The 15,754-nt window shown below is 41.6% G+C and carries 21 protein-coding genes; 2 read left to right on the top strand and 19 right to left on the bottom strand.

Annotated elements, in window-relative coordinates; all coding sequences use genetic code 11:
* Positions 1 to 114 precede the first annotated feature (114 nt).
* The gene (locus ACFS5N_RS14250; protein ID WP_377186798.1) at positions 115 to 2,373 is read left to right on the top strand and encodes a glycoside hydrolase family 31 protein; all 2,259 of its coding nucleotides are present in this window, start codon (positions 115 to 117) and stop codon (positions 2,371 to 2,373) included.
* 118 nt (positions 2,374 to 2,491) lie between these two features.
* Here the strand turns inward: ACFS5N_RS14250 and dnaK are convergent, their stop codons facing one another.
* Complete coding sequence (dnaK, locus tag ACFS5N_RS14245; RefSeq protein WP_377186795.1) at positions 2,492 to 4,405, bottom strand: molecular chaperone DnaK; 1,914 nt, start codon at positions 4,403 to 4,405, stop codon at positions 2,492 to 2,494.
* A 204-nt stretch (positions 4,406 to 4,609) separates the two neighbouring features.
* Here dnaK and ACFS5N_RS14240 point away from each other — a divergent pair, with 204 nt between their 5' ends.
* The gene (locus tag ACFS5N_RS14240; protein WP_377186792.1) at positions 4,610 to 5,695 is read left to right on the top strand and encodes a GTP pyrophosphokinase; all 1,086 of its coding nucleotides are present in this window, start codon (positions 4,610 to 4,612) and stop codon (positions 5,693 to 5,695) included.
* A 119-nt stretch (positions 5,696 to 5,814) separates the two neighbouring features.
* On the opposite strand, the gene rplQ is transcribed toward ACFS5N_RS14240, so the two are convergent.
* The 18 genes from rplQ to rplX all read right to left on the bottom strand — a co-directional run bounded on the left by rplQ (position 5,815) and on the right by rplX (position 15,753).
* Positions 5,815 to 6,414, bottom strand: coding sequence for a 50S ribosomal protein L17 (rplQ, locus tag ACFS5N_RS14235; RefSeq protein ID WP_377186789.1), 600 nt, complete (start codon positions 6,412 to 6,414; stop codon positions 5,815 to 5,817).
* A 190-nt stretch (positions 6,415 to 6,604) separates the two neighbouring features.
* On the bottom strand, positions 6,605 to 7,597 hold the full coding sequence (locus tag ACFS5N_RS14230; protein WP_377186786.1) for a DNA-directed RNA polymerase subunit alpha: 993 nt from the start codon (positions 7,595 to 7,597) through the stop codon (positions 6,605 to 6,607).
* A 96-nt stretch (positions 7,598 to 7,693) separates the two neighbouring features.
* Positions 7,694 to 8,302 carry a 30S ribosomal protein S4 gene (gene rpsD, locus ACFS5N_RS14225; protein ID WP_377186783.1) on the bottom strand — a complete coding sequence of 203 codons (609 nt, stop codon included), beginning with the start codon at positions 8,300 to 8,302 and terminating at the stop codon, positions 7,694 to 7,696.
* Positions 8,303 to 8,371: 69 nt separating this feature from the next.
* Positions 8,372 to 8,761: a 30S ribosomal protein S11 gene (gene rpsK, locus ACFS5N_RS14220; RefSeq protein ID WP_377186780.1), complete on the bottom strand. Its 390-nt coding sequence runs from the start codon at positions 8,759 to 8,761 to the stop codon at positions 8,372 to 8,374.
* 136 nt (positions 8,762 to 8,897) lie between these two features.
* A complete protein-coding gene (gene rpsM / locus ACFS5N_RS14215; protein ID WP_377186777.1) occupies positions 8,898 to 9,275 on the bottom strand; it encodes a 30S ribosomal protein S13 in 378 nt (125 codons plus the stop codon).
* Between the two features lie 77 nt (positions 9,276 to 9,352).
* Positions 9,353 to 9,469 (bottom strand): type B 50S ribosomal protein L36, encoded by a 117-nt coding sequence (gene ykgO / locus ACFS5N_RS14210; RefSeq protein WP_022833269.1) that lies wholly within the window; start codon positions 9,467 to 9,469, stop codon positions 9,353 to 9,355.
* Between the two features lie 11 nt (positions 9,470 to 9,480).
* A complete protein-coding gene (gene infA, locus ACFS5N_RS14205) occupies positions 9,481 to 9,699 on the bottom strand; it encodes a translation initiation factor IF-1 (RefSeq protein WP_022833270.1) in 219 nt (72 codons plus the stop codon).
* A gap of 68 nt (positions 9,700 to 9,767) precedes the next feature.
* Entirely contained in the window at positions 9,768 to 10,556 is a 789-nt protein-coding gene (gene map / locus ACFS5N_RS14200; RefSeq protein ID WP_377186774.1) for a type I methionyl aminopeptidase, read from the bottom strand.
* 6 nt (positions 10,557 to 10,562) lie between these two features.
* A complete protein-coding gene (gene secY / locus ACFS5N_RS14195; protein WP_377186771.1) occupies positions 10,563 to 11,903 on the bottom strand; it encodes a preprotein translocase subunit SecY in 1,341 nt (446 codons plus the stop codon).
* A 21-nt stretch (positions 11,904 to 11,924) separates the two neighbouring features.
* Positions 11,925 to 12,371 carry a 50S ribosomal protein L15 gene (gene rplO, locus ACFS5N_RS14190; RefSeq protein WP_377186768.1) on the bottom strand — a complete coding sequence of 149 codons (447 nt, stop codon included), beginning with the start codon at positions 12,369 to 12,371 and terminating at the stop codon, positions 11,925 to 11,927.
* A 4-nt stretch (positions 12,372 to 12,375) separates the two neighbouring features.
* Positions 12,376 to 12,555 carry a 50S ribosomal protein L30 gene (rpmD, locus tag ACFS5N_RS14185; protein WP_345103237.1) on the bottom strand — a complete coding sequence of 60 codons (180 nt, stop codon included), beginning with the start codon at positions 12,553 to 12,555 and terminating at the stop codon, positions 12,376 to 12,378.
* A gap of 5 nt (positions 12,556 to 12,560) precedes the next feature.
* Positions 12,561 to 13,079 carry a 30S ribosomal protein S5 gene (gene rpsE, locus ACFS5N_RS14180; RefSeq protein ID WP_377186765.1) on the bottom strand — a complete coding sequence of 173 codons (519 nt, stop codon included), beginning with the start codon at positions 13,077 to 13,079 and terminating at the stop codon, positions 12,561 to 12,563.
* A gap of 12 nt (positions 13,080 to 13,091) precedes the next feature.
* Positions 13,092 to 13,445, bottom strand: a complete 354-nt coding sequence (gene rplR / locus ACFS5N_RS14175) for a 50S ribosomal protein L18 (protein ID WP_377186762.1) — start codon at positions 13,443 to 13,445, stop codon at positions 13,092 to 13,094.
* Between the two features lie 5 nt (positions 13,446 to 13,450).
* Entirely contained in the window at positions 13,451 to 14,008 is a 558-nt protein-coding gene (gene rplF / locus ACFS5N_RS14170; RefSeq protein WP_377186759.1) for a 50S ribosomal protein L6, read from the bottom strand.
* 21 nt (positions 14,009 to 14,029) lie between these two features.
* Entirely contained in the window at positions 14,030 to 14,428 is a 399-nt protein-coding gene (gene rpsH, locus ACFS5N_RS14165) for a 30S ribosomal protein S8 (RefSeq protein WP_449289011.1), read from the bottom strand.
* Between the two features lie 158 nt (positions 14,429 to 14,586).
* Complete coding sequence (gene rpsN / locus ACFS5N_RS14160; RefSeq protein WP_377186756.1) at positions 14,587 to 14,856, bottom strand: 30S ribosomal protein S14; 270 nt, start codon at positions 14,854 to 14,856, stop codon at positions 14,587 to 14,589.
* Positions 14,849 to 15,418, bottom strand: a complete 570-nt coding sequence (gene rplE, locus ACFS5N_RS14155; RefSeq protein WP_377186753.1) for a 50S ribosomal protein L5 — start codon at positions 15,416 to 15,418, stop codon at positions 14,849 to 14,851. The genes rpsN and rplE overlap by 8 nt, the downstream gene beginning before the upstream one ends.
* A complete protein-coding gene (rplX, locus tag ACFS5N_RS14150) occupies positions 15,418 to 15,753 on the bottom strand; it encodes a 50S ribosomal protein L24 (protein WP_377186750.1) in 336 nt (111 codons plus the stop codon). The genes rplE and rplX overlap by 1 nt, the downstream gene beginning before the upstream one ends.
* Position 15,754: the final 1 nt, after the last annotated feature.

The raw sequence follows: 15,754 nt of genomic DNA, 5'->3' as shown, positions 1-15,754 counted from the left end.
CAAATCCGCGCGAAATTTAGTCCGGGATTATAAATTCGGACTAGCATTGATTCTTCGCCATGCTCAGAATGACAACTTTTCAAAACCCTAAATCCCCCCTGTTGTTGTTTAAACATGCAGATAGACATTTTAGGCAATGCCGATACCGTAACGGAGCGTGATAGTTCATTGTTAATACAAACTGCCGAAGCCGAGGCGCGTGTCTGGGTTTATAGCCCGACGATCATCCGGGTTTGTGTTACCCGCAACGGCAAGGCGCCTGATGAATCCTTCGCCGTAATTGAAAAGCCACTGGATAATTTCACCTGGCAAAAGCTGTATGATACGGTTGAGATAGACACATCCGCGCTTAAGCTGGTGATCGGTCTGCATCCGCTGCGCTTTAGTTTTTTTACTGCCGATGGTAAACCGCTTAGCGAGGACGACGAGCGCTTTGGCATCAACTGGCAGGCTGACCGGGTGGTAAACTATCGCAAACTTTATCCGGATGAAAAATTTCTGGGTTTGGGTGAAAAAGCCGGCGATCTGAATCGCCGGGGCTGCAATTATGTCAATTGGAATACTGACGCGTCTTTGCACACCATCACCACCGACCCGCTTTATAAAACCTTTCCGTTTTTTATTGGTCTGCATGGTGGTTTAAGCTATGGACTGTTCTTCGACAATACGCACCGAAGTTTCTTTGATTTCGGTGCGACTACCGACGAACAAATGAGCTGGTTTGGTGCTGATGGCGGGGATATGAATTATTATTTCTTCGGTGCTCAGGGCCTACGCAATATTATTGAAGACTATACCTGGCTAACCGGCCGCATGGAAATGCCGCCGTTATGGAGCCTCGGTTATCAGCAATGCCGCTGGAGCTATATGAGTGCGCAGGAGGTTTTGGATGTCGCCAGAAGATTCAGGGAACGAAACATACCTGCGGATGTGATGTATTGCGACATTGATTATATGGATGGCTACAAGATCTTTACCTGGAACAAGGAAACCTTTCCTGATCCTAAAGGAATGATTGATGAGCTGAAAGCCATGAATTTTAAGCTGGTAACCATTGTTGACCCCGGAATAAAAATAGATGCAGACTATAAACAATATAAAGAAGGGGTAGATCGTGGCTACTTTGCCACTTATCCTAACGGCGAGCTATATGTAGGCAGCGTTTGGCCTGGTCGTTGCCACTTCCCGGACTTTTTGAATGAGGAAGTACGTGAGTGGTGGGGCGCTGCCTTTACCACCCTGGCTGATCCCGGCGTCGAAGGATTTTGGAATGACATGAACGAGCCGGCTGCCTGGGGCCAGAATATGCCCTGGATGGTAAAGTTCGGGGATAAATTTATGCCCGAAGTTAGGAACGTTTACGGCATGCAAATGTCAAGAGGCACCTATGACGGCACCAAACGCATTTTAAAAGGCAAACGACCATTTATACTTACCCGGGCGGCCTATTGCGGTACACAACGTTATTCGGCCATCTGGACAGGCGACAATGCCGCTACGGATGAGCATATGCTGTTCGGGCAGCGGCTGGTTAACAGTCTGGGGCTGGCAGGTATGTCAATGATTGGGGTGGATATTGGCGGCTTTATGGGCAACCCCACGCCTGAATTAATGGTACGATGGAACTCGCTTGGGCCTTATGTGCCAATGTTTCGTAACCACGCGGCTTTAGGCATGAGCATGCGCGAGCCCTGGCAATGGGGCGACGAATATGAGGCTGTCATCAAAAAAGATATCGAACAACGTTATAAACTGTTGCCTTATATCTACTCAGGGTTTTATCAGTCGACACAAACAGGCCTGCCTTTGGCCCGTACGTTGGCTATAGATTACACTACCGATGAAAGCGTATACGATCCATTTTATCAAAATCAATTCCTCTTCGGCGACTCGATATTGGTAGCGCCTGTTGCCAGTACTTTTGACAGCTGTGATGTTTATTTGCCTGCCGGCGATTGGTACCGTTTGAGCAGTGATGAAAAATTTAATGGCAACCAATCGGTAACTGTGCCTTCACCATTAACAGATTTGCCGGTTTTTGTTAAGGCCGGCGGTATTGTGCCTATGCAAAGTGTCATCCAAAGCACAAATGAGCCCGGTGACGGTATCCTCCAAATACACATCTGGAATGGCGACGAGCCAAACGCATTTGTTTATTATGAAGATGATGGTAGCACCTATGCCTATCAGGAAGGTGTTTACCACAAACGTACCATAAGTTTTGATCCACAGAAAAAAGAGGTTTCATTTAGCCGGGTTGAAGGCTCGCACACTTCTAAGTATTCAAAAATGCGGTTGGTTTGGCACGGGTTTGAGGGAGTAGATGAAGTAGAGATGGATAATAATAATGAGACTTTAACAATTAACTATTAAAGCCGCCATTGACGTAGGGAAAAAGTGTCTAGCTCTGTGACCAGTACGAAACAAAAAAGGGCCGCCCCAAATAGGGCGGCCCTTCTACTAATATATATTGAGAATTTGTGTGCTGTTGTTATTTAACCTCTTCGAAGTCAACATCAGTTACAGTGTCGCCGTGGTCTTGCGGACCCTGACCGGCACCACCTGCTGCACCACCATCGGCACCTGGTTGCTGACCAGCTTCGGCAGATGCTTTGTACATCTCTTCAGAAGCAGCGGTCCAGGCAGCATTAAGTTCAGCTTGAGCAGTCTCAATCTCAGCAAGGTTTTTAGCGCTGTAAGCAGCTTTTAATTTATTCAAACCTTCTTCAATAGGTGCTTTTTTGTCAGCCGGTAATTTATCACCGAATTCTTTCAATTGTTTTTCGGTACTGAAGATCAAAGCATCAGCGCTGTTCAGTTTTTCAACTTCTTCTTTTGCTATTCTGTCAGCATCAGCATTAGCTTCAGCTTCTTCTTTCATTTTCTTGATCTCAGCATCAGTTAAGCCCGATGAAGCTTCGATACGGATTTTTTGTTCTTTACCGGTAGCTTTATCTTTTGCAGATACGTTCAGAATACCGTTAGCGTCAATATCGAAAGTTACTTCAATTTGAGGCACGCCACGAGGTGCTGGCGGAATACCATCCAGGTGGAAACGGCCAATGGTACGGTTACCTGAAGCCATAGGGCGTTCGCCTTGCAAAATATGGATCTCCACAGATGGCTGGCTGTCAGACGCTGTAGAGAACACTTCTGATTTTTTGGTTGGGATAGTGGTGTTCGACTCGATTAATTTAGTCATCACACCACCCATGGTTTCAATACCTAATGAAAGCGGCGTAACGTCTAACAATAACACATCTTTAACCTCACCGGTTAACACACCACCTTGTATAGCAGCACCAATAGCTACAACCTCGTCAGGGTTAACACCTTTTGAAGGCGCTTTACCAAAGAATTTTTGTACGGCGTCCTGAATAGCAGGAATACGCGTTGAACCACCTACCAGGATAATCTCGTCGATATCTGAAGTGCTGTAACCTGCATTTTTCAAAGCAGTTTTACAAGGCTCAATAGTACGTTTGATCAGGCTGTCGGCCAGTTGCTCAAATTTTGCACGTGTTAAAGTTTTAACCAGGTGTTTAGGCATACCGTCGGCAGCTGTGATGTATGGCAGGTTGATCTCTGTTTGCGTAGAGCTTGATAATTCAATTTTAGCTTTCTCTGCAGATTCTTTTAAACGTTGCAAAGCCATTGGGTCTTTACGCAGGTCGACACCTTCGTCAGATTTGAATTCGTCTGCCATCCAGTCAATGATCACCTGGTCAAAGTCGTCCCCACCTAAGTGTGTATCACCGTCGGTTGATTTTACTTCGAACACGCCATCGCCTAACTCTAATACAGAAACGTCGTGTGTACCACCACCGCAGTCAAACACCACAATTTTCATGTCTTTGTGGGCTTTGTCAAGGCCGTAAGCCAAGGCCGCAGCAGTAGGTTCGTTGATGATACGACGAACTTTCAAGCCTGCAATTTCGCCGGCTTCTTTAGTAGCCTGACGTTGTGCATCGTTAAAGTAAGCCGGAACGGTAATAACCGCTTCAGTTACTTCAGTACCTAAGAAATCTTCGGCAGTTTTCTTCATTTTCTGAAGGATCATTGCAGAAATCTCTTGCGGCGTATATTTACGATCGCCAATCTCAACGCGTGGAGTGTTGTTATCACCTTTAACCACTTTGTAAGGTACACGATCGGCCTCTTTAGTAACCTCATTAAATTGGTTACCCATGAAGCGTTTAATTGAAGAAATAGTTTTTGTAGGATTGGTAATAGCCTGACGTTTTGCAGGATCACCTACTTTACGCTCGCCGTTGTCGATAAAAGCTACTACTGACGGCGTAGTACGTTTGCCCTCGCTGTTGGCTATAACTACAGGTTCATTACCTTCCATTACAGCTACGCACGAGTTTGTTGTTCCTAAGTCGATTCCGATTATTTTAGACATATGATTATTGATTTCTCTTGTTTTAGATAGTTTGTTTACTCACCAAGTATAATCAATGCCTGTGCCAAATTGGGTTTGGCAGTATTTAGGGTATAAAGTGTCGGTTTAGATGAAAACGAGGTATTATTTCGTCAGAAATATGTCGGATAGTGGTGACAGGTTGGCAGAATAGTAATATTTATTTATTTTTTGTAGATTAGTTCTATGAGTAACCCTAAACCAAAGATCGAAGATAAATTTAATAAAGAGGAGGCTGTACAATGGTATGCTAATAATCGCGGATTATATAAAAAACTCTCTGTTAAAATACACAATATAATATCAGAAGTAATAGAAGAGTCTCCAATAATCGTACATGCTATAACAAACAGAACCAAAGAGGTCGAGAGCTTTAAAAATAAAATTGATGACCCTAAATACATTGATCCTATTAAACAGATTACAGATTTATCTGGGTTACGAATTATTGTTTATGTAGAAGACGACCTTAAACCAATTTGCGAAATTTTAGAAAACACATTTCACATTGATGCATCGAACAGCTTAGACAAATCCGAAGAATTAGGAACTGACAAAGTCGGATATAGATCCATACATTATATTGCCTACATAAAAGAGGAGCGGCTAGATTTACCTGAATACAAAAAATTCAAAGATTTAAAATTTGAAATACAAGTAAGAACTATTTTACAACATGCATGGGCTGAGATCGAACACGATAAAAACTATAAGTTTAACGGCGTGTTACCACCAGAAATAAAACGCAGATTTAAAATATTAGCCGGCTCTTTGGAATTAATGGATAGGGAATTCAATTCCATCTCGAAAGAGATCGACATAATCTCCCAAAAAGTATCATTGACAGATAAAAAAGACGATTTAAAAAAGGTGGAAATAAATTCTACCACATTAAAAAGTTTCCTAAATACTCAATTAAAAGAATTAATCAAAAACGGCATGGTTGAAGCATCATTTAATGGCAAAGATGCCGAATTAATAAAAGAACTTCATCAATTTGGAATTAAAACACTTAATGACCTACAAGAAATAATTCCTAAAGACTTAAAACAAAATATCGCAGCAAGCTATGAATCCAGAGGCTACACGCTTCTTGGAATTACTAGACACATAATGATTATTAAAAATGCAGATTTGTATTTTACGAAATGTTGGAATAAAAAAAGTTGGGCTCGTTTTAGATATGAATCGGCAATACTTTTGCGGAAATATATTGATTTAGATAGAATTATCTCGAAATACGGAGTAGGTATTGGTCCGATTGCTTATTAGAAGTAATATAAACGCAGAATTTATTAACCTACGATCAACACAGTAAGTATCGCACACCACAAAAAACGCCCTGCTCGACAACCGAGCAGGGCGTTTTCTTTATGCTGTAGAGAAAGAAATTATTCTCCTTTTTCAGCGTTCTCTTCGCCTTCAGCAGCTGGTGCTTCAGGGGCAGCTTCTTGAGCAGCTGGTGCTTCAGCAACCGGAGTTTCTTCAACAACTACCGCTTCGTCGGCAGGAGTTACCTCTGCAGATGCAGCCGGAGCAGCTTCAGCAGTTGCAGCAGCTTTACCTTTACCAGAACCACCACGACGACGTGTTGATTTTTTAGCAGTTTGAGCAGCGTCTGCACCGTAAGTAGTGTTGTAGTCAACTAACTCTATCATTGCCATCTCGGCGTTGTCACCTAAACGGTTTTCTAATTTGATGATACGTGTATAACCACCCGGGCGGTTAGCAATTTTCTCTGCAATTTCGCGGAACAGGATAGTCACTGTTTCTTTGTTTTGCAGGTAGCTAAATACTGTACGACGTGAGTGTGTAGTGTCGTCTTTAGATTTAGTCAGGATTGGCTCTACATAACCGCGCAAAGCTTTTGCTTTAGCTAAAGTTGTAGTAATACGTTTGTGCAGGATAAGCGAGTTAGCCATGTTGCTCATCATCGCTTTGCGGTGGCTGTCGGTGCGGCCTAAGTGATTTACTTTTTTTCCGTGTCTCATTGTTTTGTTTGTTGTGGCACGTGCATACCGTTGGGCGGCTTTTCAGTCAAGCCCGCGGAATTATGCAAATACTCCGTTTGTAATTAATGTTTGGAGCTGTTAGCAAGATCGCCTCGCTATAAATACTCTCGTTTATAAATGAAAAGAGGCTGAAGACTAATCTCTAATCTTCAACCTCTAATCACTAATATTATTCTTCGTCCAATTTAAATTTCGACAAGTTCATGCCGAAAGATAAACCTTTTGATTTTACTAAATCCTGAATTTCAGTCAATGATTTTTTACCAAAGTTTCTGAATTTCAACATATCAGCTACGTCGTATGACACCAGGTCAGCCAGGCTGCGGATATCAGCTGCTTTTAAGCAGTTTAACGCACGTACTGACAGGTCAAGATCAACCAATTCAGTTTTAAGGATCTTGCGCATGTGCAGAATTTCCTCATCAACTTCTTTAGTTTCTTCTTTAGCCTGAGCCTCTAACATCATGTTCTCGTCGCTAAATAACATGAAGTGCTGGATCAGGATTTTAGCAGCTTCTTTCAGCGCATCTTCAGGATGGATAGAACCGTCAGTTGCAATATCTAAAACTAGTTTCTCGTAGTCGGTTTTTTGCTCAACACGATAGTTTTCGATAGTATATTTTACGTTTTTGATTGGCGTATAGATCGAGTCGATAGCAATCACACCAACATTTGCATCAGGGTTTTTATTCTCTTCGCTGGCAACGTAACCGCGGCCTTTGTTGATAGTGAACTCAATCTCTAAAGTTACAGATGAATCCATGTTGCATACAACCAGCTCAGGGTTCAATACTGTAAAGTTATTTGAGAATTTAGTGATATCACCAGCTTTAAAAGCATCCTGACCATTAATGATCACGAAAACCTTCTCGCTGTCGCCAGACTCACCTGTCTTTTTAAACCTAACTTGTTTTAAGTTTAGGATGATCTCGGTAACGTCTTCAACAACTCCTTTTATAGTTGAAAACTCATGCGATACACCTGAAAAACGTACAGATGTGATAGCATAACCTTCAAGCGATGAAAGTAATATACGACGTAACGCATTACCAATGGTTACGCCAAAGCCCGGCTCCAAAGGACGAAATTCAAACGTTCCTTCGAAATCGGTCGACTTTTGCATGATAACCTTATCTGGTTTTTGAAATGCTAATATTGCCATTTATATCCTTTATTTATTGTTTGTTAATTTGGGTTCATTTAAACCACAAAAATGATTGACAGCATCTGCCAACCATTTTGCGTAATAATGTCGTTATTATTTAGAGTATAACTCGACGATCAGGTTTTCCTTGATGTTTTCAGGAATCTCATCGCGGTTCGGGTAGTTCAGGAATTTACCTGTTAAGGTGTTAGCATCCCATTCTAACCAGCTATATTTTGAAATTCTGTGGCCAGCTACTGAGTTAACGATAGCTTCCAGTGATCTTGATCTTTCACGAACTGAAATAACGTCGCCAGCTTTAACCTGGTAAGAAGCAATGTTTACTACTTCACCGTTAACAGTAATGTGTTTGTGGCCTACCAATTGACGCGCAGCTGAACGTGTAGGAGCAATGCCTAAACGGTAAACAGCGTTATCTAAACGAGCTTCTAAGAATTTTAACAAGTTCTCACCTGTAATACCTTCTTTAGCTGAAGCGCGGTGAAACAAGTTCTCGAACTGACGCTCTAATACACCGTAAGTGTATTTCACTTTTTGTTTCTCCATTAACTGTACAGCGTACTCAGACTGCTTACCTCTTCTTTTAGAAGCGCCGTGCTGACCCGGACCGTAGTTTTTTCTTTCTAACGCTTTATCCGGACCGAAGATTGGCTCACGGAAACGACGTGCAATTTTTGATTTTGGGCCTGTATATCTTGCCATTTGTTTGTGTGTTTTAAAGTATCATGCAGCCCGCAGCTGCTGAATCTTAGCTTTAAAAAAATATATAAATTAAACTCTTCTTCTTTTTGAAGGACGGCAACCGTTGTGCGGAAGCGGTGTAATATCTTTAATGGTAGTTACCTCGATACCGGTAGTTTGTAAAGTACGGATAGCTGATTCACGACCTGAACCAGGACCTTTTACAAATACCTCAACTTTACGTAAACCTAAGTCGTAAGCAGCTTTACCGCAATCGGCAGCAGCCTGACCGGCAGCGTAAGGTGTATTCTTTTTTGAACCTTTAAAACCCATTTTACCAGCTGACGACCATGAAATAGCCTGACCGGTTTTGTTAGTTAGGGTGATAATAATGTTGTTAAAAGTTGCGTTGATATGTGCTTCGCCAACCGGCTCAACAACCACAATGCGTTTTTTGGTAACTTTTTTAGCTTTAGCCATTTTCTTTTTAATTATTTAACCTGATGGATTACTTGATCACCGAATGATCAGGACCCAGCGGCCGATTTAATTTGTTTATTCCTAACAACTAAAGAGCAGCGATAACACATCCGGCTCCTTAGTTATTAATCATTTATTACTTAGTAACTTTCTTTTTGTTAGCAACGGTCTTACGTTTACCTTTACGGGTACGTGAGTTGTTTTTGGTACGCTGACCACGTAATGGCAAACCTTTACGGTGGCGTGTACCGCGGTAGCAGCCAATGTCCATTAAACGTTTGATGTTTAATTGCACTTCTGAACGCAGAGCACCTTCAACTTTTACTTCATCATTGATGATAGTACGAATCGCAGTTAGTTGGTCGTCATTCCAGTCTTGAACTTTAGTATTAAAGTCAATGCCGGCTTTAGTTAAAATTTCCTGGGCTTTTGAACGGCCAATACCGTAAATATAGGTTAAACCTATTTCGCCTCTTTTATTCTTTGGTAAATCAATACCTGAAATCCTTGCCATATTTGTAATTGTTTTTAAGTAAGACCGAACGGCGGGCCACCGTTGTGCGGATGCTTACAATACCTTTTCTTTTAAAATTAACCCTGACGTTGTTTAAACTTCGGGTTCTTTTTGTTGATCACATAAAGTTTCCCGTTGCGACGAATGATTTTGCAATCGGCGCTGCGTTTTTTGATCGATGCTCTAACTTTCATCTTTATATTTATTATTTGTATCTGTAAGTTATTCTGCCCTTGGTTAAATCATAAGGGCTCATTTCCAATTTCACGCGGTCGCCAGGTAATATTTTGATATAATGCATGCGCATTTTACCAGAAATGTGCGCAATTATCTCATGACCATTTTCAAGTTCAACCCTGAACATCGCGTTAGATAACGCCTCCCGAATTGTACCGTCTTGTTCAATCGATGATTGTTTTGCCATATTTTACTGATTATTACTTGATTATCCGCCCTAAAAACCGGGACGCAAAATTAATAAAAAATTTTGAATTAAATATTTTTTTCTTTTAAAACTTCATCCACATACTTAAATGACGAAAGGATGTCTGCTTTACCTTTCTTAACTGCCACTGTATGCTCATAATGTGCTGAAGCTTTTCCATCAATGGTAGATACCGTCCAACCGTCGCTCCAGAATTTAACTCCCGCGCGCCCGGCGTTAATCATCGGCTCTATGGCTATCACCATACCTTCTTCTAATTTCACACCAGAGCCGCGTTTACCATAATTCGGCACCTCAGGCTTCTCGTGCAATTTCAAACCTACACCATGCCCCACCAGTTCTTTCACCACACCAAAACCATGTTTCTCAGCATGCTCCTGTACAGCATAACCGATGTCGCCAATACGGTTGCCAACAATCGCTTTCTCGATACCTTTATCAAGACACTCGCGGGTTACACGCATCAAGGTTTTAACCTCATCGCTTACTTCGCCGATGGCAAAAGTAAAGGCCGAGTCGCCATAGTATTTGTTCAGGATAGCGCCGCAGTCTACAGACACCAGATCGCCGTCTTTCAACTCATAGTCTCCGGGGAAACCATGTACTACCTGATCGTTAAGAGAGATGCAAAGAGAGTAAGGGAAACCTCCGTAGTTTAAAAAGGCGGGGATTCCGCCGTTATCGCGTATGAAGGTTTCCGCTAATTTGTCTAATTCTATAGTCTTGATGCCGGGCCCTATAACTTTCGCTATCTCCCCGTGAGTTCTTGCTACTAACATAGCACTCTCTCTAATCAGCTCTATCTCTTCGGCAGACTTATAGTGAATTTTTGACATTCTAAATTATATTGCTGTCGGTGTTGTCCCGGTAACAGCAGGTATTGAAGTACGGCCGGTAAGCCTGCCGGTTTTCATCAAACCATCGTAATGACGCATTAATAAGTGGCTTTCAATCTGCTGCAATGTATCTAACACTACACCTACCAGAATGATTAATGAAGTACCACCAAAGAAACGGGCAAATAAAGTGTTTACCCCAACCAGATTTGCCAATGCCGGAATAATAGCAATAATTGCTAAGAAGATAGATCCTGGCAAAGTGATCTTAGAAATAACATCATCAATGTAGTTGTTGGTAGCGTCGCCCGGTTTAATACCCGGGATGAAACCATTATTTTTCTTCATGTCTTCTGCCATCTGTTTAGCATTAACAGTTATAGCAGTATAGAAGTAAGTAAATACAATGATCAGGATTGCAAAAATTAAGTTATGCAACCATGAAGTGTAGTCTTGCAACAGGATCAAAACGCTGTTTGATGCCGCTGTCGGGAAAAACGATGCCAGTGTAGCGGGGATAAACATCAAAGCCTGAGCAAAGATGATAGGCATTACACCGGCAGCATTTACCTTTAATGGGATATACTGACGTACACCACCATATTGTTTGTTACCGACAATACGCTTAGCATATTGTACGGCAATTTTGCGGGTACCTTGTACAATAAGGATGGTAAACATTACTACACCCAATAAGGCAACAAGCTCAACAATAAAGGTGATCAAACCACCGCTACCGGTAGTACGGTTCTGGAACTCGGCCACAAAGGCACCTGGCAACTGGGCAATGATACCCACCATGATGATTAACGAAATACCATTACCTATACCTTTATCGGTAATTTTCTCGCCTAACCACATTACAAATAATGTACCTGCGGTTAGTACAAATGTATTCATCACCACAAACAGCGGGTTAGCAATCAGCATTTCGTCCGGAGTTACCTGCGAACGCAGATAAGCTGCAGCCTGTAGTGCAGTGATCAAAATAGTCAGGTAACGTGTCCATTGGTTGATTTTGTTACGGCCGCTTTCGCCCTCTTTCTGCATTTTAGCAAAGTAAGGAACAGCAATACCCAACAACTGCATCACAATTGACGCAGAGATGTAAGGCATTACACCTAACGCAAAAATAGAGACACGTGAAAACGAGCCTCCTGCGAACATATTCAACAAACCTACCAGACCTTCAGCTTTACCTTTGGATGCAACAGCGTCGCTAACTCCCGGTAAACGGATGAAAGATCCTACACGATATATTAAAAGAAATAAGAGTGTGTTAATAATACGCACTCTTAAATCTTCAATTTTCCAGATATTGGATATTGTAGTGAAAAACTTCTTCATTTGAAATTTTTTAGCTTATGCTTAAAGCTTGGTTACAGAACCGCCGGCCGCTTCAATAGCTTTTTGAGCAGTAGCAGTAAAAGCGTGTGCTGAAACTTCTAACTTGGCTTTCAACTCGCCACGACCTAAGATTTTCACCAAGTCATTTTTTGATGCTAAACCATGCTCTTTCAAAGTAGCAAAGTCGACAGTTGAAAGGTTGAACTTTTCAGTTAGTTGCTGTAACACATCCAGGTTTACACCAACGTACTCAACACGGTTAGGGTTTTTGAAACCTACTTTTGGTAAGCGGCGTTGCAGTGGCATTTGGCCACCTTCAAAACCTATTTTAGTGCTGGTACCTGAGCGTGAGCCGGCGCCTTTATGACCACGGGTTGATGTACCACCACGGCCAGAACCTGTACCACGACCAATTCTTTTTCTATTTTTAGTTGAACCTTCTGCAGGTTTTAGATTACTTAAATTCATGATCTTAGATATTTTCTACTGCTACCAGGTGGTTAACTTTTCTAACCATCCCAATAATAGCTGCAGTAGCTTCAACTTCTACACTATGGTTAATTTTCTTTAAGCCCAGTGCCTGCACTGTCTTTTTCTGGCGCTCGGTTCTATCGATTACGCTCTTAATCTGGGTAATTTTGATCTTCGCCATGATAATTATCCGTTAAAAACTTTACCTAAACTAACACCGCGTTGTTGAGCTACAGTATGAGCGTCGCGCATTTGCGATAATGCTGATACAGTTGCTTTAACCACGTTGTGCGGGTTTGATGATCCTTTTGATTTTGCAAGTACGTTATGTACGCCTGCAGACTCTAATACTGCACGCATCGCACCACCTGCAATTACACCGGTACCGTTTGCCGCTGGTTTCAAGAATACAAAACCGCCAGAAAATTTACCGATTTGCTCATGAGGAATAGTATTGTTGATGATCGGAACTTTAACCAGGTTCTTTTTAGCATCATCAATACCTTTTGCAATAGCTTCAGTAACCTCTTTTGCTTTACCTAAGCCGTAACCTACAACACCGTGCTCGTCGCCTACCACTACGATGGCCGAGAAGCTGAAAGTACGACCACCTTTGGTCACTTTAGCAACACGCTGTATGCTAACCAAACGGTCTTTTAATTCGATCTCGCTGGTTTTTACTCTTTTTATGTTAATTGTTGACATTTCTCTTTTCGATTAAAAGTTTAACCCACCTTCACGTGCACCTTCAGCCAGTGATTTAACACGACCGTGATACAAGTACCCGTTCCTGTCAAAAACTACATCTTTAATACCGGCAGCAACAGCTTTCTGAGCAACTAATTTGCCTACAGCAGTTGACTGATCTGACTTAGTACCATTTGCACTGAACTCTTTTGATAAAGATGATGCTGATACTAATGTTTTGCCGGTTACATCGTCAATGATCTGAGCATAAATTCCTTTATTGCTTCTGTACACCGACAAACGAGGACGCTCGGTTGAACCAGAAATACGTTTTCTGATACCCTTTTTAATTCTGTCTCTTCTTGATAATTTACCTAGTGCCATGACGATTATTTTTTAGATGCTGATTTACCTGCTTTTCTTCTTAATACCTCGCCAACAAACTTGATACCTTTACCTTTGTAAGGCTCTGGTGCACGTAACGAACGTATTTTAGCTGCTACCTGACCAATCAGCTGTTTGTCGTTTGACTCCAGGATGATTGTCGGGTTTTTACCCTTCTCAGCAGTGGTTGTAACTTTAATTTCTTTCGGCAATTCAAATACATAGTGGTGAGAGAAACCCAACACTAAGTCTAATGTATTACCCTGGTTAGTAGCACGGTAACCCACACCTACCAACTCTTGTTCAATTTTATAACCGGTTGTTACGCCAACAACCATATTATTTAACAAAGCGCGGTATAAACCGTGTAATGCTTTGTGACGTTTTTGATCAGTTGGGCGTTGAACTAACAGCTCAGTACCTTCCTGAACAACTTTAATATCTTTATCCACCGCTTGATGCAGTTCGCCTTTAGGGCCCTTTACGGTTACTAAGTTATCCTCAGATACAGTAATAGTTACGCCTGCCGGTACTGGTATTGGATTTTTTCCTACTCTTGACATTGCTTGTTCCTCCTTATCTGATTAATAAACGTAGCATAAAACTTCGCCACCCACGTTTTGCTGACGTGCTTCTTTATCGGTCATTACACCGCGTGAAGTTGAAAGGATAGCGATACCTAAACCATTTAATACACGTGGCATATTGCTTGTGCCTGCGTATCTTCTGTAACCAGGTCTGCTGATACGGTCAATTGAACGGATAGCAGAGATTTTGGTGATTGGGTGGTACTTTAAAGCTACTTTAATTGTGCCTTGCGGACCGTTTTCTTCAAACTTGTAGTTTGCAATGTAACCTTTGTCAAAAAGAACTTTAGTAATTTCTTTTTTCAGGTTCGATGCAGGAATCTCAACTACCCTGTGGTTAGCTTTGATAGCATTTCTTACACGGGTAAGATAATCTGCGATTGGATCTGTATTCATTATTTATTGATTGTGATGGTGGTTTCCTTCCCATAACATCTGGGACGACCTGCCATCGGTTAATTCATTTTTTTAAAAAGCGAGCGGCAAAGATATAAAAAAATTCAAAACATACCTATCGCATGTTTTGAATTCATTAATCTGCCGTTAACCGGTTATTACCAGCTTGCTTTTTTCACTCCCGGGATTTTGCCTTCAAGAGCCATTTCGCGGAATGTAACACGCGAAATACCAAACTGACGCATATAACCACGAGGGCGGCCTGTTAATTTGCAACGGTTGTGCAGTTTTACCGGAGATGACGCTTTTGGAAGCGCATCTAAAGCTACCCAGTCACCCGCTGCTTTTAAAGCCTCTCTTTTTTCAGCATATTTTGCTACTAACTTAGCGCGTTTTACTTCACGTGCTTTGATACCTTCTTTAGCCATTGTTAACTGGAGTTTGATTTTTAAATGGTAAACCAAATTGCTTAAGTAACTCTAATGCTTCAACATCGTTTTTAGCAGAGGTTACAAAGGTAATATCCATACCCTGAATTTTGTTGATCTTGTCAATGTTAATCTCCGGGAAGATAATTTGCTCGGTGATACCTAAAGTATAGTTACCTTTTCCGTCGAAACCTTTATCATTGATACCTTTGAAATCGCGGATACGCGGCAAAGCAACAGAGATCAAACGATCCAGAAACTCATACATATTGTTATCGCGCAAAGTTACACGTACGCCTACCGGCATGTTTTTACGCAACTTAAAGTTTGAGATATCCTTTTTAGATTTTGATGCAACAGCTTGCTGACCGGTGATGGTAGTCAACTCAGTAATGGTGTTCTCGATCAATTTTTTGTCGGTAGTGGCGCCACCAACACCCTGGTTGATTGCGATTTTTTCCAACTTCGGAACTTGCATTACGGTTTTGTACTGAAATTTATCTTTCAGTGCAGTACGTATCTCTGCTTTATATTTCGATTTTAATCGTGGTGTGTATTCCATTACTTGATTTCCTCCCCTGATTTTTTAGCTACTCGTACCAGTTTACCGGCATCATTCAATTTACGGCCTACACGGGTTGCGTTACCTGTTTTCGGATCAACCAAAGCCAGGTTTGAAATGTGTATAGCAGCTTCTTGTTTAACGATACCGCCGTTAGGGTTAGCAGCATTAGGTTTGGTATGTTTTGATACCATGTTAGCGCCTTCAACAATAGCTCTGTTTTTAGCAACTAATACTTCAACTACTTTACCTTGTGATCCTTTTGAATCGCCGGCTATAACTTTAACTAAATCACCTTTACGGATCTTTAATTTTGCTTGTGTTTTCTTTTCCATG

The organism is Mucilaginibacter ximonensis (assembly GCF_042686265.1).
Lineage (GTDB): Bacteria > Bacteroidota > Bacteroidia > Sphingobacteriales > Sphingobacteriaceae > Mucilaginibacter > Mucilaginibacter ximonensis.
This window is presented reverse-complemented; position numbering and strand designations above follow the sequence as displayed.

What these genes read in the sequence shown, in the direction of transcription:
- rplQ (WP_377186789.1), bottom strand. Translation starts at nt 6,414, where the DNA reads ATGAGACACGGAAAAAAAGTAAATCACTTAGGCCGCACCGACAGCCAC.
- secY (WP_377186771.1), bottom strand. Translation starts at nt 11,903, where the DNA reads ATGAAGAAGTTTTTCACTACAATATCCAATATCTGGAAAATTGAAGAT.
- map (WP_377186774.1), bottom strand. Translation starts at nt 10,556, where the DNA reads ATGTCAAAAATTCACTATAAGTCTGCCGAAGAGATAGAGCTGATTAGA.
- rpsM (WP_377186777.1), bottom strand. Translation starts at nt 9,275, where the DNA reads ATGGCAAGGATTTCAGGTATTGATTTACCAAAGAATAAAAGAGGCGAA.
- rpsE (WP_377186765.1), bottom strand. Translation starts at nt 13,079, where the DNA reads ATGTCAACAATTAACATAAAAAGAGTAAAAACCAGCGAGATCGAATTA.
- rpsK (WP_377186780.1), bottom strand. Translation starts at nt 8,761, where the DNA reads ATGGCTAAAGCTAAAAAAGTTACCAAAAAACGCATTGTGGTTGTTGAG.
- infA (WP_022833270.1), bottom strand. Translation starts at nt 9,699, where the DNA reads ATGGCAAAACAATCATCGATTGAACAAGACGGTACAATTCGGGAGGCG.
- ykgO (WP_022833269.1), bottom strand. Translation starts at nt 9,469, where the DNA reads ATGAAAGTTAGAGCATCGATCAAAAAACGCAGCGCCGATTGCAAAATC.
- rplX (WP_377186750.1), bottom strand. Translation starts at nt 15,753, where the DNA reads ATGGAAAAGAAAACACAAGCAAAATTAAAGATCCGTAAAGGTGATTTA.
- rplF (WP_377186759.1), bottom strand. Translation starts at nt 14,008, where the DNA reads ATGTCAAGAGTAGGAAAAAATCCAATACCAGTACCGGCAGGCGTAACT.
- rpsD (WP_377186783.1), bottom strand. Translation starts at nt 8,302, where the DNA reads ATGGCAAGATATACAGGCCCAAAATCAAAAATTGCACGTCGTTTCCGT.
- dnaK (WP_377186795.1), bottom strand. Translation starts at nt 4,405, where the DNA reads ATGTCTAAAATAATCGGAATCGACTTAGGAACAACAAACTCGTGCGTA.
- rplR (WP_377186762.1), bottom strand. Translation starts at nt 13,445, where the DNA reads ATGGCACTAGGTAAATTATCAAGAAGAGACAGAATTAAAAAGGGTATC.
- ACFS5N_RS14240 (WP_377186792.1), top strand. Translation starts at nt 4,610, where the DNA reads ATGAGTAACCCTAAACCAAAGATCGAAGATAAATTTAATAAAGAGGAG.
- rplE (WP_377186753.1), bottom strand. Translation starts at nt 15,418, where the DNA reads ATGGAATACACACCACGATTAAAATCGAAATATAAAGCAGAGATACGT.
- rplO (WP_377186768.1), bottom strand. Translation starts at nt 12,371, where the DNA reads ATGAATTTAAGTAATCTAAAACCTGCAGAAGGTTCAACTAAAAATAGA.
- ACFS5N_RS14230 (WP_377186786.1), bottom strand. Translation starts at nt 7,597, where the DNA reads ATGGCAATATTAGCATTTCAAAAACCAGATAAGGTTATCATGCAAAAG.
- rpmD (WP_345103237.1), bottom strand. Translation starts at nt 12,555, where the DNA reads ATGGCGAAGATCAAAATTACCCAGATTAAGAGCGTAATCGATAGAACC.
- rpsN (WP_377186756.1), bottom strand. Translation starts at nt 14,856, where the DNA reads ATGGCTAAAGAAGGTATCAAAGCACGTGAAGTAAAACGCGCTAAGTTA.
- ACFS5N_RS14250 (WP_377186798.1), top strand. Translation starts at nt 115, where the DNA reads ATGCAGATAGACATTTTAGGCAATGCCGATACCGTAACGGAGCGTGAT.
- rpsH (WP_449289011.1), bottom strand. Translation starts at nt 14,428, where the DNA reads ATGAATACAGATCCAATCGCAGATTATCTTACCCGTGTAAGAAATGCT.